This is a genomic window from Nonomuraea sp. bgisy101 (assembly GCF_057708945.1).
In genome coordinates this window covers 125,536-140,719 of record NZ_JBYITD010000029.1, presented here as the reverse complement: position 1 = coordinate 140,719, position 15,184 = coordinate 125,536, and the positions used below count along the sequence as shown (strand labels likewise).

The following is a 15,184-nucleotide window of genomic DNA, read 5'->3' as shown; positions in this document are numbered from 1 at the left end:
GAGTGAAGGGGCCCCCCCCCGGGGGGGGCCTCCCCCCTTCTCTGTGCGGCCGTCACGTGCTGGGGGTCAGGGCCAGGAGGGGTCCAGGGCGCCCTCCACCGGCTTCTCGATCACCTCGAGCCGCTCCAGCAGGGTCAGGAACGTCGAGGCGTAGGGGGAATCCAATGTCACCGCGGCCACCCTGTTCCAGTCGACCTGCTCGCGCAACGCCCTGACCTGCGGGAGCAGACCGCCGTAGTCGCACGCGTGCTCCGACATGGGCAGCAACCACGAGATCACCAGGTCCGTCGCCTCCAGCACCGGCACGATCACCGCCGCCGCCATCAGCGGCTCGGCCCTGTCCAGCAGCGCCTCGGTGACCGGCCGGTAGGCGACCCTGAAGATCAGATCCACCAGGCGGCCCTCGTCGTACGCCTTGACCAGCCAGTCCTCAGGCGGGCGCACCGTGTCGAACCCGACGCGCGACAACGCCTCCAGCGCGGCGGGCGCGTCCTTCTCCAGCACCACGAAGTCGACGTCGTGCAGGGACGGCGCCGCCCCTCTCGCGTAGGCGGCGCAGCCCCCGGCAAGCGCGTACCGCACGCCGGCCTCCTTGAGGCCGGAGCTGGCGCGTTTCAGGGTTTCCAGGATCGCGTCGGTGACCTCATGACTATGGCTGCCCATGGCGGGGAGCTACCCGATCGCTCGGCGAGTAGACCTGTCGGCCCGGGGTAGCGAGCCTCCATGACCGAGCTCTCCGAGGAATACGGCCGCCCATTGGGCGGCTATGCGCTGATCATGGCGGCGTACGGCGGGGCCGTGGCCGCGGTGACGGCGCTGGCCGTACTGATGGGGAAACGGCCGCCTGAGCGCCTCGGCCCGCTCGATCTTCTCCTGATGGGCGTGAGCACCCACCGGCTGTCGCGCACGCTGGCCAAGGACCCCGTGACCAGCCCGTTGCGCGCGCCTTTCACCAGGTTCAAGGAGGTGAGCGGGCCGGCGGAGTTCGAGGAGGAGCCGCGCGACAAGATCGGCGAGTTGATGGCCTGCCCGTTCTGTCTGGCGCAGTGGGTGGCGACGGGTTACGCGGCGGGGCTCGTGCTCGCGCCGCGGCTGACCAGGCTGTTCGGGGCGACCATGACGGCGGTGGCCGTGTCCGACTGGTTGCAGCTCGGGTACGTGAAGCTCATGAAGGAGGCCGAGTGAACGAGGAACGGGGCGAGCCCGGTGAGACGCACAAGGAACGGGTGGACAGGGAGCTCGCCGAGCTGTTACAGGGTCTGCGCGTGGCGGTAACGGGCGTGCAGGTGCTCTTCGCGTTCCTGCTGACGCTGCCCTTCCAGGCCGGGTTCCCGAAGGTCGACACCGTGGGCCGCTGGCTGTTCTTCATCTCGCTGATGTCGTCGGCGTTAGCCTCGGTCTGTTTCATCACGCCCGCGGCGCAGCACCGGCTGATCTTCAGGACGGGGCTGAAGGAGCGGATGTTGCATCGCGCCAACCAGCTGGGTGTGGCGGGCGCCGCCTTCCTGCTGGTGGCGATCACGAGCGCGGTCGCGCTCGTGACGGAAACCGTGATCAACAACTGGCAGGCCGCGCTGTTCGCCGGGGCTGTGGCGCTGTCCGGCGGATGGTTCTGGCTGGCCCAGCCGATCGTGGACCTCTACCGCACCCGTGGGAGCACTCCGGAGGAGTAGAAGCCGTCATAAATCGGCGGCTTCCCAGCGGCTTTGACGTTAGGTGCCTTTTCTCCAGGGCAGCTCACATGCCATGGCTACATTGCTCTGGATCATCGCAGTTATCCTCGTCATCGCCGGGATCTACGTGATCCTGGCCCGTCGCGACATCCTCTGGGGGATCGTCCTCATCGTCCTCGGATTCCTGGTCGGCCCCGGAGGCGTCAGTATCTTCAACGTATGACCCTTGGGCGGGCTGGGCACAGGAGTCCCCGCCCGCCCGAGGGCGTTGCCCGACATAGGCTCTGACCAGGCCATCCTTTCCTCCTGAAGGCCAGGAGGGAGGGTGAGCCGGCCGTCCTGCGCGGGCGAGCGCGGCGTGAGGCGGCCGCCGGCGAGGCGGTCCCCAGGCTCTCGGCACGGACGCGTTCCGACGAGGCCCGCGGCCACCTCCCGCGGCTGTCCAGGGACAGGCGCATCCTCATCGCCGCCACCGACGACCATGGCAGAGACATCACACGGCCGCGGAGCAGATCAGCTCCGCGGCCGTCGCTTGTCGAGAGTCGAGATCGGCCCGGGCGTCATGAGACCCGGGACGCCGGACGAGGGCGGGCGCCTATCGCGCCGGGGGTGCTGTGGCCGCCTCCCACGTACGGAGATAGGCCTCGGCACCGGCGGCGAGGTCGTCCACGATCGGCTGGCCGCCGAGCTGTCTCAGGTCCTCGATCCAGTCGGGCACCAGGCCGTAGTGGGCGACACCGTCCACGTTGTAGTCCCACACCCGCTGGCCCGTGCTGGGCCTGTCCAGCGTGGCGGCGCCGTCGACCGTGGTGAACGGGTAGGTCACGGCGCTGCCCGCCCGCGGTCCCGGCAGCGGGCCGAGGCCGTTGGCGTCGAGGCCGTAGCCGTATCCCGGCCGGCCGATCTCCTGCCGCAGCGGCTGGGTGCGCCGCCACTCCTCGGTGAACTCCGCGGCGCCGTGGCCGTACTGGGTGACCATGCCGCCGAGCCGGTAGATGCGCGGCAGGTACGCGGGGTCGGCCCAGCTGTGGGAGGAGATGACGCCCGGGTAGCGGGCGGCTTCGAGCAGGTCGAGCGTCTGGTCGGCGGCCTTGACGCTCATGTGGTCGATCTCGATCATCATGCCGCGCCGCATCATGCCTTCCACCATGTAGCGGCCGAGTGAGGTCAGCCCCTTGGGGTTGCAGTGCGGGGCGGGCGGGTAGACCGGCAGGCCGACGCCCGGCGGCAGCCATCTGGCCAGGTCGGGTGGCAGGACGGCCGGCGAGATCGGGTTGTCGTGCTCGGGCCCCGTGCACTTCTCCACCCGCCAGAAGCTTCCTGACGACAGCAGGTTGCCCAGGTTGACGATCGCGCCCTGGGTGCCCGAGTCGAAGCGCACGCCGCACAGCGCGTTGTCGTACTTGTGGCAGACGAACATGCTGCGCACACCGAGCGCGTGCATCTCGTCGAGCCCGCGGTCGATCTGCGCCTTGGTGCAGTGAGGGACGCCGAGCGTCGTGCGGCAGCCGAACGGCTCGGAGGTCTCGATGCCGAGCACGACGGCGAGCTTGCCCGCCGCGATGACCTCGCGCGCCTCGGCGGGGCTCTTCACCACCCTGAACCAGCCGCGGCCAGGCCCGCCCGACAGCGTGTCGATGTGGTTCTGGAGTTCGGTCGTGCGCTGGGCCTCGCGCCTGATGGCCCACATCTCGTCGCAGGGGTTGCTCTTCAGCGGATAGATCTCGCAGAGCTGACGGTTGGCCACCAGGTCGTTGACCATGACGCGCAGGCCGCCGCGCCAGGCGCGCTCGATCCACTCGTAGTAGGCCTGCTGGTGGGTGAGCGAGTCGTGGGCGGGCCAGTCCTTGAACGTGGGCCAGCCGACGGGGTCATGGGTGCCGGTCGGCGAGCCCGTCCTGGTGAAGTTCTCGAACCAGGCGGCTTCGCCGTGGGGGTAGTGGTCGAGGCAGTCGAGCAGCGCGCGGGCGACGCCCGCGGGGTCGAACGGCTTGCCGCACAGCAGCTTGCCGCCGAACGCCTCGTAGGACATCAGGTGACTGTGCCCGTCGACGAACCCGCGAACGGGAGCGGAGGGCTGGGCCGGCGCGGCCATCGCGACCACGCACAGCAGGGCGAGTAGAGCCAGGACACGGCGTGCGACCATGCACCGACATCAGCACCAAGCTACCGCTCGGTCAATACCTAACATGAGTCGGACTCACTAAGGCAGTAGACGCCGTAGGCCCGGCCCAGCACGGGCAGCGCGACGTTGCGCACCCTGATGCCGCCCGGCGTCATGCCCTTCTCCTGGCCCTTGTGCGCGTGACCGTGGACGATGAGGTCGGCGCCCGCCGTGTCCACGGCCTCGGCCAGCATGTAGCTGCCGAGGAAGGGATAGATCTCCAGCGGCTCGCCCTCCAGCGTCTCCTTGACCGGCGAGTAGTGCGACAGCACCACCTTGCGGTCGGTGTCGAGCTCCTTCAGCGCGGCCTGCCAGCTCTCGGCGATGCTCCTGGTGTGCCGGACGAACTCCTTGGTCTCCCGCTCGCCGAACTCGCTGGCGCACTTGCCGGCGAACCCGCCGCCGAAGCCCTTGCCGCCGGCGACGCCGAGCCGTACGCCATGGAGAGTGAGCACGGCGGCGTCGTCGTCGAGGACGGTGATCCCGCGGTCGCGCATCTCTCCCGCGATCTCGTACTGCAGGTCGGAGTGGTAGTCATGGTTGCCGAGGACGGCGACGACGGGGATCGGCAGGTCGCGGAACTCCTGCGCCACCAGCCTGCCCTCCTCCAGCGTCCCGTGCCTGGTCAGGTCACCCGCCAGCAGCAGCACGTCGGCCCGCCGCTCGATGCCGTCCAGGCGTTCGCGGTACTTGCCGCGTACGTCCTCGCCCAGGTGCACGTCGCCGACGGCGGCGATACGCAGCTCAGTCAAGATGCTCATCCTCTCCTGGCTCGCGGACCTGCACGACCTGCAGCTCGTTGTGCACGTGGAGCCCTGGGGCGGCCTCCTTCGCCACCTGCTCCATCTGGCGCCTGTGCTCCTCGCCGGAGACCTGGCCGCGCAGGAACAGCTGGTCGCCTCGCACGTCCACGCGGATGCCCAGCTCGTGGGACCTGTCGTCCTCGGCCAGCGCCCGCTGGACACGCGCCGCGACGTACTGCGGAGCCTCCATCGCTTCCTCCTTCGTCAGGTGACCACGATGCCCCCGGCCGGTGCGGTCAAACGGACCGGATCAGCTCGACGACCGCGCGCTCCACGTCGCCGCCGGTGCCGACGGTCCTGCCCCGCTCGAAGGCCTCGATCACGCGCGGGTCGACGTAGGAGGCGCGGGCGACCGTGGGGGTGTTGCCGAGGTAGTCGGCGACCTGGCGCATGACCTCGGGAACGTCCGGCGTGGACGCCAGACCCACGGCGGCCAGGACGGTGCCGTGCCAGGTGCGGAAGTCCTTCGCGGTGGCCTCGCAGCCGAGGGTCTCGCGCACGTAGGTGTTGATCTCCTCGCTGCGCACGTCCGTCCATCCGCTCTCGTCCTTGTAGCGCAGCAGCTCGCCCTGGTGGCCGAGCGCCTTCAGGGACCTGACGACTCTGCACGCGTCACGGTCGGAGACCTCCACCTCGCGGGGGATGTCGCCCTTCGCCGGATAGCAGAAGACGACGGAGCCGTTCACACAGCTGACGTGCTCCATGCGGAGCGTGGCCAGGCCGTACGACTCGTACGCCTCGCCGCCCACCCTGAAGAACCCGACGTCGAGCAGGCGCGCGGCGGCGGCCAGCACCCGCTGCCTGGTCAGCCCCCTGGTCTTCAGCTGCTTCCGCACCTTCTTCCTGAAGGCTGGAAGCCGCTCGGCCATCTCGAGCACCCTGTCGAACTTGAGCCTGTCCTGCTGGGCCCGCCACTCGTCGTGGTAGCGGTACTGCCGCCGTCCCGCCGCGTCGGTGCCCGCGGCCTGCAGGTGCCCCTCAGGCGAGCAGCAGATCCACACGTCCTTCCACGCGGGCGGGACGGCGAGCGCCTTGATCCTCTTCAGCGTGGCGGGGTCGCGCACGCCGCTGCCGTCGGGATGGGTGTAGCTGAATCCCCGCCCCCTCCGCCTGCGCCTGATGCCCGGCTCGTTCTGGTCACTGGGGTGCACGCCACCCGGCTACCCGGCGCGTTACGCGGCAAACGGCAAGGGCAGGGGTGGGACATGAATGAAGATGACTACCGTCCCGAACAGCGGTCCGCCTCGGGCAAGCCCATGGTCCCCTCGACACCGCGCGACGTCGTCCACATCAGGATCGGCTCGTTCATCCTCGTCTTCCTGGTGGCGATCGGCGCGATCAGCATCTTCGCGGGAGTCGGCTGGCTGGCCGTCGTCGCGGGCGTGGCGGCCGTCGCCACGATCGTCGACATCGTCCTGGCCGTACGGCGGCAGAAGCAGCGCGGCTCGGGAGAGGCAGGCTGATGCGTCCTTCCCAGGTGGTGGTGGTGACAGGTGCGAGCGGAGGCGTCGGCAGGGCCGTGGTCCGTGAGCTGGGCGCGCGCGGCGACTCCGTGGCGCTGATCGCGCGCGGCACGACGGGGCTCGCGGCCGCGGCGGTCGACGTCGGCTCCGCGGGCGGCTCCGGTGTCGTCTACCCCGCCGACGTCTCGAACTACGAGGAGGTACGGCAGGCCGCCAGGAGCATCGAGGAGGACCTCGGCCCCATCGACGTGTGGATCAACGTGGCCTTCTCCTCGGTGTTCGCCCCGTTCCCCGAGATCACGCCCGAGGAGTTCGAGCGGACCACGGCCGTGACCTACCTCGGCTACGTGTGGGGCACCAGGGCCGCGCTGGAGCTCATGCGCCCGCGCGGCAGGGGCGTCATCGTGCAGGCGGGCTCGGCGCTGGCCTACAGGGGGATTCCGCTGCAGTCGGCCTACTGCGGCGCCAAGCACGCGATCAAGGGCTTCACCGAGTCGGTGCGCTCCGAGCTGATGGCCGAGGGCAGCGGGGTGCGGGTGACGATGGTGCAGCTGCCCGCGCTGAACACCCCGCAGTTCGACTGGGTGCTGTCGCGGCTGCGCAGGCATCCGCAGCCGATGCCGCCCATCTACCAGCCCGAGGTTGCGGCACGCGCGCTCATCCACGCCGCCGACCACCCCGGGCGCAGGGAGTACTGGGTAGGCGCTTCCACCGCGCTGACCGTGCTCGGCCAGCGGATCGCGCCGGGCCTGCTCGACCGCTACCTGGCGAAGACCGGCAAGCAGTCGCAGGTCACCACGGAGAGGCCGCCGACCGGGGTGGCGAACCTGTGGGAACCCGCCGACGAGGAACGCGACTACGGGGCGCACGGGTCCTTCGACTCCCGCGCCCACAGCAGGAGCCCGCAGCTCTGGCTCTCCGAGCACCGCCGGTCCGTCCTGGTCATGCTCGGCGCCGTGGCGGCGGCGGGTGCCGTGGCCACCAGGGCCCTGCGCCGCACATAGCGACGGCCGGGCTGGGTAGGCGGCGGGAAAGCCTAGGAGGACCGATGCCCGAGCGGGATGTTCCGTACTTGTGTGAGCTGGCGGCGCAGTTGCGAGTGGACTCCGTACGGAGCTCCGCGGCGGCGGGCTCCGGCCATCCGACCTCGTCCCTGTCGGCGGCGGACCTGATGGCCGTGCTGTTCGCCCACCACCTCAGGTACGACTTCGACGATCCCGACAACCCTGCGAACGACCATCTGATCTTCTCAAAGGGGCATGCCTCTCCCCTGCTCTACGCGCTGTTCAAGGCGGCGGGGGCCATCACGGACGAGGAGATGCTCACCTTCAGGAAGCGCGGCAGCCGTCTGGAGGGGCATCCGACCCCGCGCCTGCCGTGGGTCGACGTGGCCACCGGCTCGCTGGGGCAGGGCCTGCCGGTCGGCGTCGGGGTGGCGCTGGCAGGGCGGCGCCTCGACCACCTGCCGTACCACGTGTGGGTGTTGTGCGGGGACAGCGAGCTGGCCGAGGGGTCGATCTGGGAGGCGGCCGAGCACGCCGCCTACGAGGGGCTGGCCAACATCACCGCGATCATCGACGTGAACAGGCTCGGCCAGCGCGGCCCCACCAGGCACGGCTGGGACACCGGTGCCTACGCGCGCAGGTTCGGCGCCTTCGGCTGGCACACCATCGAGGTGGACGGCCACGACCCCGGCGAGATCGACTACGCGCTGTCCGACGCGCGGAAGACGCGCAGGCGGCCCACCGTGATCCTGGCCCGCACCCGCAAGGGCGAGGGGGTCAACGCGGTGGAGAACCGTGAAGGCGCGCACGGCAAACCGCTGAAGGACCCCGAGCACGCGATCTACGAGCTGGGCGGCGACAGGGGTGTGACGGTCAAGGTCAGCCCGCCCGACAGCAGCCGTCCCCCGCACGTCTTCGACAGCGGCCCCACGGAGTGGCCGGTCTTCGAGGTGGGCACGAAGGCGGCCACCAGGACCGCGTACGGCGCCGCGCTGAAGGCGCTGGGCGCGGCCCGCGGCGACATCGTGGCGGTGGACGGCGAGGTGGCCGACTCCACCAAGTCCGAGGAGTTCGCGCACGCCTTCCCCGAGCGCTTCTTCGAGTGCTACATCGCCGAGCAGGAGATGGTCGCCACCGCCGTCGGCCTCCAGGTGCGCAGGTGGGTGCCGTACGTGTCGACGTTCGCCGCCTTCCTCACCAGGGCGCACGACTTCATCAGGATGGGCGGGGTCAGCGGCGCGAACGTGCGCATCGTGGGGTCGCACGCGGGCGTGTCGATCGGCGAGGACGGCCCCTCCCAGATGGGTCTCGAGGACCTGGCGATGCTGCGCGCCGTCCACGGCAGCACCGTGCTCTACCCGTGTGACGCCAACCAGACCGCGGCGTTGGTCACCACGATGGCGGACATTCCCGGCATTTCCTATCTGCGCACCACGCGCGGCGACACCCCCGTCATCTACGACCCCGGCGAGCGGTTCCCCGTCGGCGGGTCCAGGGTGCTGCGGCACTCGCCCGACGACAGGGCGACGGTCATCGCGGCGGGCGTCACCGTGCACGAGGCGCTGGCCGCGGCCGACGCGCTCAAGGCCGAGGGCGTCTCGGTCGGGGTGGTGGACATGTACTCGATCAAACCCGTCGACCAGGCCGTGCTCATCGAGGCCGCCACCACCACGGGCAACCTCATCACCGTCGAGGACCACCGTCCCGAGGGCGGACTCGGCGACGCCGTGCTCGACGCGGTCTCGGAGCTGGGCCCGAGGGTGATCAAGCTGACCGTCCGCGGGCTGCCGGGCTCGGCGACGCCCGCCGAGCAGCTCGCCGACGCGGGGATCGACAAGGACGCCATCATGGCCGCGGTCCGGCGCCTGCTGTGAGGCAGGCCCATGCGAAAGGGGATCCCCTGGGGATCCCCTTTCGCACGCGGTCAGCGCGCCTTGGCCGTCTCCCGCCGGTTGGCCTTCTTGATCGCGTCGACCAGCTCGGACTTGGTCATCCTGGAACGGCCCCTGACACCGAGCCTGGCCGCCACGCCGTACAGGTGCTCCTTGCTCGCGTGGGCGTCGACGCCCTCGGCGGTCCGTCCCGAGCGGTCGGTGGCACCCTTGTCCGAGGGACCCTTGCGGGACTTCGGCTCCCAGTGGTCCCCGACCTTCTCGAAGGAGTGCTTCAGCGCCGAGAACGCGGTGCGGTGGGCGCGCTCACCCTCGCCATAGGTCTGCACAGCGGAGTCGTGCGCCTTGATCCACGTCTCCTGCGCCTTCTTGGGCGAGCGCGCGACGGTCGAAGGCAGTTCCGCTCTTCCTGGCATGGCGATCCCCCTCTGTACCTGTCTGTCAGATCTGCGGCGGGTCGGTGTAGCGCCGCTCCTCATAAACGGTCGTCCGCTCCCTGTCGGGCTCGACGGGGGACACGATCTCGCGAGTGACCCTGACCCTGTAGAGCCCGAACAGAAGGAGGGCGACGCCGCCCAGCATGAGGATGACGCCCACGATGTTGATGTCCAGGCCGGCGATGTCCCACTCGACGGCCCACGTGAGAACGGCGCCGAGCATGATGAGGAAAATGCTTCCGGCGATGGTCATGGAATACCTCCCTAGAGCCAAGGAAACCTCTATCCCCATGTCGAGAAACAAACCCGTCGTTGTCGTCGGGCTGATGGGTTCGGGAAAGACCACCGTGGCGCTGCTGCTGGCACAGGCGCTCGGTGTGCCGATGAGCGACAGCGACCCCTACCTCAGGCAGCGGTACGGCAAGAGCGCCGCGGAGATCGCCAGGACGGAGGGCGCCGACGTCCTGCACGAGCGGGAGGCCGAGCACGTCCTCGACGCACTCGGCGAGGACCAGGTCGTCACCGCGGCGGCCAGCACCGTCGAACGCCCCGAGGTGCGGGAGGCGATGCGGAAGGCGTTCGTGATCTGGCTGGACGCCTCCTCCGAGGTGCTGGCCGAGAGGATGAAGTCGAGCGACCACCGGCCCGACTTCGACCCCGCCGTGATGAAGGCCAGGCGTGATCCGTATTTCGCGGAGGTCGCCGACCTGCGCGTCGACGTGACGTCCGCGCTTCCGCAGGAAGTGGCCGACAGAGCGCTTGACGCGATCCGATAGGAAGAACGCATGTTCGCCACCAAACCCACCCTCGTGGGAGAGCGGGTCACGCTGCGCCCTGTCGGCCCCGAGCATGTCGAAGGTCTGCTGGAGCTCGTCACCGACGCCGAGGTCAGGCGGCTGACCGGCTCGCGCGCGGGAGTCGGCCGCGAGCCTGTCACCATGTGGTACGCCACCCGCGGTGACCACGATGACCGGCTCGACCTGGCGATCTGCCACGGGGACGAGTACGTCGGCGAGGTCGTGATCAACGAGCTCGACGCCGACAACCTCTCGTGCAACCTGCGGATCGCGCTCATCGGCGCGCGGGTCTTCGGCAAGGGCTTCGGCACCGAGGCGCTCAGGCTGGTGCTCGGCCATGTCTTCGACACGACCCCGCTCAACCGGGTCAGCCTGGGCGTCTACGACTTCAACGAGCGCGCGCGGCACGTCTACCAGAAGGTGGGCTTCGTGGTGGAAGGGGTGCTGCGCGACGCCCTGCTGTGGGAGGGCGAGTGGCACGACGAGATCGTGATGTCGGTGCTGCGCAGGGAATGGGTCACAACCAAATCCGAGATTGGCGCATCTAAGCTGCAGTGACGACGCGTTTGCTTCCCGGGGATCCTGACCGGCTGGGTGGCTACTGGCTGGCGGGGCGGCTCGGCTCGTGTTTCGACGCCTACGACCGCGGAGGCAGGCGCTACGCGATCAAGATGGCGCGCGGCAGGGCGCCCGTGGTGGCGCCGCACTGCGTGGCGAGGGTGGTCGAGTCGGGACCCGGTTTCGTGGTCAGCGAGTTCGTCCAGGGGCCCAGCCTGCGGGAGGCGGTGTCGCACGCCGGCCCCTACGCGGGCGACCGGCTGCACAGGATCGCGGTGGCGCTGGCCACCGCGCTGGTCGCGATCCACGACGCGGGCGCCGTCCACCGCCACCTCGGGCCCGACTGCCTGCTGCTCGGCCCCGAAGGCCCCAGGGTCACCGGCGTCGGCACCGCCGACGCCCAGCGCCCCGCTCCCGAGGTGTTCACCGGGGGCGCCGCGGGGCCGCCGGCCGACGTCTTCTCGTGGGGTGCCACGGTCCTGTTCGCCGCGACGGGCCGCGACCCGTTCGAGGCCGAGAGCCTGGGCGAGCTCATGCACGCGGTGCTGACCGTCGACCCCGACGTGAGCGACCTGCCCGAACCCCTGCGGTCCATGGCCGCGAGGGCGCTGGCCAAGGAGCCCGGCGAGCGGCCGACCGCGCGAGAGCTGCTGATCGGTCTGACCGGCAGCGCGGAGCCCGCCGTCGGCGCGCACCTGGCCGGCGACGTCAGGCCGCCCGAGGGGCTGACAGGGCCGCCCCCGCTCGGCGACGTGGCGGAGGGCGTCTACCAGGGCCTGCCGCCCGAGCAGCAGTCCTCGCTGCCCGAGGTGCTGCTGCGGATGCGCGAGCCGGGCAGGCTCCCGCTGGCCGAGGTCGAGGACGACCCCGCCGTCGCCGCGCTGACCGAGGCGGGCCTGTTGGTACGGCGGAGCATCGCGGTGCCGCCCGTCGACCGGCCTGAGGGCCGCCTGGTCGCCGTCGCCGACGACTCGGTGGGCCCGGCCAGTCCGGCGCTGTTCCACGCGTGGCCGAGGCTGCGCTCGTGGGCGGAGGACGTCACCCCGTTCAGGCGGCACCGTCTCAGGCGCAGGGTCCTCGTGGCGGGGCTCGCGGCCGCGGTGGCGGTGGTGCTGGCCGCGACGGTGGTGACCGTGGCGAACGGGCTGTCCCGCCAGCGGCGGGTCGGCACGGCCGACCTGGCCGTCGCCGCGCACCAGGCGGCCCGCGAGGTGGCGGCGCGGGCGGAGAGCATGCGCAGCGCGGATCCCATGACCGCGATGAAGCTGAGCGTGGCCGCGTGGAGCCTCGCGCCGGTGCCGGAGGCCCGCAACGCGCTGCAGCGCTCGCTCGGCCAGAGCGACCTGGGCGCCTTCACCGATCCACAGCCGGCGGCGGGCACGGCCTACCGGCTGGCCGACGACGGCGCGAGCCTGCTCGGCCAGCGGAAGGACGAGGTGCGGCGCTGGGATCTCGGCACCGGGAAGCTGGTCGACGAGCACCCCCTTCCCTCCCCCTCCCACGCGTGGACGTCGCTGTCCAGCGACGGCAGGATCTACGCCGCCGGAGACTCCGCGTCGGTACGGGTGTGGGACCTGGCCACGGGGGCGGCGGTCAAGGGAGCCTGGCCGGGCGGCAAGCCCGCCCTGCACGCACAGGGCAGGCTCCTCAGCGTCACCACCGGCTTCCGCACCAGGCTCTACTCGACCGGCGGCGGCCCCCCGCTGCTCGACGTCAGCCGCAGGACGATCGTCACCTCCGAGGACGGCAGGTGGGCCACGGTCGCCGCGGCCTCCGGCGAGGTCCAGGTGTGGGACCTGACCCGCCGGGAGCGGCTCTACACCCGCGCGAGCAGGCCGTACGTCAGCGACGCCCAGGTCGAGTTCCCTCCCGTCACGGCGTTCAGCCGCGACGGCCACCGCCTGGTGATCGGCGACACCGTGCTCGACACCATGACGGGCGACTCGAAGACACGGCTGAACGAGGACGAGGAGGGCGCCGGAGGATGGGGGCCGCTGTCTTTCTCGCCCGACGGCCGGTTCCTGCTGGAACCACTCGAACCCGACGAGTTGGAAGCCGAGCCTCCTCCTGAATGGACGGGACCGGTGTCCGACCTGCCCACCCAGGGTCCCGCCGCGTTCGCGCAGGCGGAACCGGAGCCTGAGCTCGGCCAGGTCGTGCGGCTGTGGCGGCTGTCCGACGGGCGCCTGCTCGGCACCTATCCCGCCAGGAAGGCCACGGGCCAGTTCGCCTTCTCCGCCGACGGCGGGTCGATCCGCTACACCGCGGACGGCGGCACCGTCCTTTCGATCGACGTCTCCGACGCGCTGACCGAGGCGCCCGGACAGCAGGCGGTCGCGCTCAGCCTCACCAGGCAGTCCTTCGACGGCGCGGCGCCGCGGCGCCTGCTTTCCGCCGACGGCAGGGTGGCCGCCGTCCAGGAGGGGCAGCGCACCAGCCTCTACGACACGACCGCGGGCAGGCCGATGGGCGAGATCCCCGTGGCGGGTGAGCTGTCCTTCGACGGCGAGGGCACGCTGCTGGCCGTGGGTGGAGAGCACACCACGATCTGGGACGTGGCCACCCGCACGCAGGTCAGCGCGATCCCTACGGGCGAGGTCCGCGACGTGGCGCTGTCCGCCGACGGCCTGCGGCTGGCGGCGGTGGGACAGGACGGGCTGAAAGTCTGGAGCGTCCCCGAGGGTGAGCTGGTCAAGGGCCCGCTCGACACCATCCGGCAACCGCTGGCCTTCTCTCCCAACGGCGGACGGCTCCTGGCGGGGCACGACCTGGTGGACCTGTCCTCGGGCAAGGTCGTCGAGACCGGCGCGGGCGACGGCTTCGCCAACGCCTTCAGTCCCGACGGCACGATGGCCGCCTTCGTCACCGACGCCGACTACTTCGCGGTGTGGAAGCTCGCCACGTGGCCCCCTCAACCGGTCAGACGGTCGGCGTACGGCGCCAGCATCAGGTTCTCCCCCGACGGGAAGCTGCTGGCGATGGGCGGGGACCACACCACGCTGTGGGACGCCACGACGCTGCGCGAGATCAGCAGGGTGCCGCTCGGGCAGGACGTCGCCGACGTCGCCTTCAGCGCCGACGGAACGAAGCTGATCGGCCTGCGGGAGGACGGCAGCGTACGGGAGAGCCCCGTCGATCCCGCCATGGCCGCCAAGGCCGTCTGCGCGAAGGCGGGAGGCGCGCTGGACGAGGCGGGATGGAAGCGGCTGTTCCCCCTCACCCCGTACCCGGGCGGCATGTGCTCCTGAGCGGGAGCTTTCGCGCCTTAGGGTGTCGCTCATGGATCCCGTGCTCAGCCGCCGTGCGCTCAACCGCGCCACCCTCGACCGGCAGTTCCTCATCCGCAGGACCATGATGCCGGTCATCGACGTGATCGAGCACCTGGCGGGGTTGCAGGCGCAGACGCCGCACTCCTGGTACACCGGGCTGTGGAACCGTATCGAGGGATTCAAGGCGGAGCAGGCGGCCGACCTGCTCGAACGCAGGCAGATCGTCCGGATCGCGCTGCAGCGCTCGACCATCCACCTGGTCAGCGCGCGTGACTGCCTGGCGATGCGGCCGCTGGTCCAGATCGTCACCGAACGGATGACCCGCACCACCTTCGGCAGGAAGCTGACCGGTGTCGACCTCGACGAGCTGGAGACGCTCGCCAGGTCGCTGCTGGAGGACAGGGCGATGACCTTCGCCGAGCTCGGCAGGGCGCTGGGCGAGCGCTGGCCGGACAACGACCGGCACGCGCTGGGGCAGGCCGTGCGCTGGCTGGTGCCGCTGGTGCAGGTGCCGCCGCGCGGCCTGTGGGGCAGGAGCGGGCCGATCGCGCACACCGGCGCGGAGGGGTGGCTCGGGTTCGAGGCGCCGGCGATGACGGCCGGCGAGCTGGTGCTGCGGTACCTGAAGGCGTTCGGGCCCGCCGGCGTGAAGGACGTTCAGACCTGGTCGGGGCTGACCCGCCTCGGAGAGGTCGTCGCCTCGCTCGACCTGGTGACCTACCGTGACGAGGAAGGGCGGGTGCTCTACGACCTTCCCGGCATGGAGCTGCCGTCCGAGGACCTGCCGGTGCCGGTGCGGCTCATGTACGACTTCGACAACCTGTTCCTCTCCCACGAGGACAGGTCGCGGGTGGTGGAGCACGTGGACGTCCTCAAGAGGTTCGTCCCCCACAACGTGCAGCCGCGGATCATCCTGGTGGACGGGTTCCCCGCGGGGGACTGGACGACGGCGCGCGCCAAGGGCACGACCACGCTGACGATCCACCGGTGGGAGCCGTTCGACCCCGCGGAGGCGGGCCAGGAGGCGGCGCGGCTGCTGGCGTTCCTCGCTCCCGGCGACCGCCACGAGATCGTGGTCTCGGACGGCCCCTCGAAGACCTGACGCCGCCTGGATGTCCGGGCAC

General features: G+C 70.9%; 17 protein-coding genes. 10 read left to right on the top strand and 7 right to left on the bottom strand.

All coding sequences use genetic code 11. The features are described from left to right. Positions 1 to 66: 66 nt before the first annotated feature. Positions 67 to 582, bottom strand: coding sequence for a hypothetical protein (locus tag AC3EO4_RS41060; protein WP_379575942.1), 516 nt, complete (start codon positions 580 to 582; stop codon positions 67 to 69). A 141-nt stretch (positions 583 to 723) separates the two neighbouring features. Here AC3EO4_RS41060 and AC3EO4_RS41055 point away from each other — a divergent pair, with 141 nt between their 5' ends. The 3 genes from AC3EO4_RS41055 (at position 724) to AC3EO4_RS41045 (ending at position 1,896) form a co-directional block, all read left to right on the top strand. Then, positions 724 to 1,185: a DUF1360 domain-containing protein gene (locus AC3EO4_RS41055; RefSeq protein WP_431900942.1), complete on the top strand. Its 462-nt coding sequence runs from the start codon at positions 724 to 726 to the stop codon at positions 1,183 to 1,185. After that, complete coding sequence (locus AC3EO4_RS41050; RefSeq protein WP_379575944.1) at positions 1,182 to 1,673, top strand: DUF6328 family protein; 492 nt, start codon at positions 1,182 to 1,184, stop codon at positions 1,671 to 1,673. The genes AC3EO4_RS41055 and AC3EO4_RS41050 overlap by 4 nt, the downstream gene beginning before the upstream one ends. A 73-nt stretch (positions 1,674 to 1,746) precedes the next feature. After that, entirely contained in the window at positions 1,747 to 1,896 is a 150-nt protein-coding gene (locus AC3EO4_RS41045; RefSeq protein WP_164903902.1) for a GPGG-motif small membrane protein, read from the top strand. A 372-nt stretch (positions 1,897 to 2,268) separates the two neighbouring features. Here AC3EO4_RS41045 and AC3EO4_RS41040 read toward each other — a convergent pair whose 3' ends face one another. Genes AC3EO4_RS41040 through AC3EO4_RS41025 form a run of 4 tightly spaced genes read right to left on the bottom strand, consistent with a single transcriptional unit; the run spans position 2,269 to position 5,791 of the window. Then, a complete protein-coding gene (locus tag AC3EO4_RS41040; RefSeq protein ID WP_431900940.1) occupies positions 2,269 to 3,819 on the bottom strand; it encodes a membrane dipeptidase in 1,551 nt (516 codons plus the stop codon). 38 nt (positions 3,820 to 3,857) lie between these two features. Beyond that, positions 3,858 to 4,598 (bottom strand): metallophosphoesterase family protein, encoded by a 741-nt coding sequence (locus AC3EO4_RS41035; RefSeq protein ID WP_379575946.1) that lies wholly within the window; start codon positions 4,596 to 4,598, stop codon positions 3,858 to 3,860. Beyond that, positions 4,582 to 4,830, bottom strand: a complete 249-nt coding sequence (locus tag AC3EO4_RS41030; protein ID WP_379575947.1) for a BON domain-containing protein — start codon at positions 4,828 to 4,830, stop codon at positions 4,582 to 4,584. The genes AC3EO4_RS41035 and AC3EO4_RS41030 overlap by 17 nt, the downstream gene beginning before the upstream one ends. 46 nt (positions 4,831 to 4,876) lie before the next feature. Then, positions 4,877 to 5,791, bottom strand: coding sequence for a DNA topoisomerase IB (locus AC3EO4_RS41025; protein ID WP_379575948.1), 915 nt, complete (start codon positions 5,789 to 5,791; stop codon positions 4,877 to 4,879). A 54-nt stretch (positions 5,792 to 5,845) separates the two neighbouring features. On the opposite strand from AC3EO4_RS41025, the gene AC3EO4_RS41020 reads away from it, so the two are divergent. From AC3EO4_RS41020 to AC3EO4_RS41010, 3 genes are read left to right on the top strand one after another with little or no spacing between them, the layout of a single operon-like run. Further along, positions 5,846 to 6,103, top strand: coding sequence for a hypothetical protein (locus AC3EO4_RS41020; protein ID WP_431900936.1), 258 nt, complete (start codon positions 5,846 to 5,848; stop codon positions 6,101 to 6,103). Further along, positions 6,103 to 7,107, top strand: a complete 1,005-nt coding sequence (locus AC3EO4_RS41015; protein WP_431900934.1) for an SDR family oxidoreductase — start codon at positions 6,103 to 6,105, stop codon at positions 7,105 to 7,107. The genes AC3EO4_RS41020 and AC3EO4_RS41015 overlap by 1 nt, the downstream gene beginning before the upstream one ends. A gap of 44 nt (positions 7,108 to 7,151) precedes the next feature. Continuing rightward, on the top strand, positions 7,152 to 8,981 hold the full coding sequence (locus AC3EO4_RS41010; RefSeq protein ID WP_379575951.1) for a transketolase: 1,830 nt from the start codon (positions 7,152 to 7,154) through the stop codon (positions 8,979 to 8,981). 50 nt (positions 8,982 to 9,031) lie between these two features. Here the strand turns inward: AC3EO4_RS41010 and AC3EO4_RS41005 are convergent, their stop codons facing one another. Next, entirely contained in the window at positions 9,032 to 9,415 is a 384-nt protein-coding gene (locus AC3EO4_RS41005) for a ChaB family protein (protein ID WP_431900931.1), read from the bottom strand. Positions 9,416 to 9,440: 25 nt separating this feature from the next. Then, positions 9,441 to 9,689, bottom strand: a complete 249-nt coding sequence (locus AC3EO4_RS41000) for a DUF6458 family protein (RefSeq protein ID WP_354913772.1) — start codon at positions 9,687 to 9,689, stop codon at positions 9,441 to 9,443. A 37-nt stretch (positions 9,690 to 9,726) separates the two neighbouring features. On the opposite strand from AC3EO4_RS41000, the gene AC3EO4_RS40995 reads away from it, so the two are divergent. From AC3EO4_RS40995 to AC3EO4_RS40980, 4 genes are read left to right on the top strand one after another with little or no spacing between them, the layout of a single operon-like run. Continuing rightward, on the top strand, positions 9,727 to 10,212 hold the full coding sequence (locus AC3EO4_RS40995) for a shikimate kinase (RefSeq protein ID WP_431900929.1): 486 nt from the start codon (positions 9,727 to 9,729) through the stop codon (positions 10,210 to 10,212). 9 nt (positions 10,213 to 10,221) lie between these two features. After that, positions 10,222 to 10,791 carry a GNAT family N-acetyltransferase gene (locus tag AC3EO4_RS40990; RefSeq protein WP_379575954.1) on the top strand — a complete coding sequence of 190 codons (570 nt, stop codon included), beginning with the start codon at positions 10,222 to 10,224 and terminating at the stop codon, positions 10,789 to 10,791. Next, positions 10,788 to 14,039 (top strand): protein kinase domain-containing protein, encoded by a 3,252-nt coding sequence (locus AC3EO4_RS40985; protein WP_431900927.1) that lies wholly within the window; start codon positions 10,788 to 10,790, stop codon positions 14,037 to 14,039. The genes AC3EO4_RS40990 and AC3EO4_RS40985 overlap by 4 nt, the downstream gene beginning before the upstream one ends. 31 nt (positions 14,040 to 14,070) lie before the next feature. Further along, the gene (locus AC3EO4_RS40980; protein WP_379575956.1) at positions 14,071 to 15,162 is read left to right on the top strand and encodes a winged helix DNA-binding domain-containing protein; all 1,092 of its coding nucleotides are present in this window, start codon (positions 14,071 to 14,073) and stop codon (positions 15,160 to 15,162) included. Positions 15,163 to 15,184: the final 22 nt, after the last annotated feature.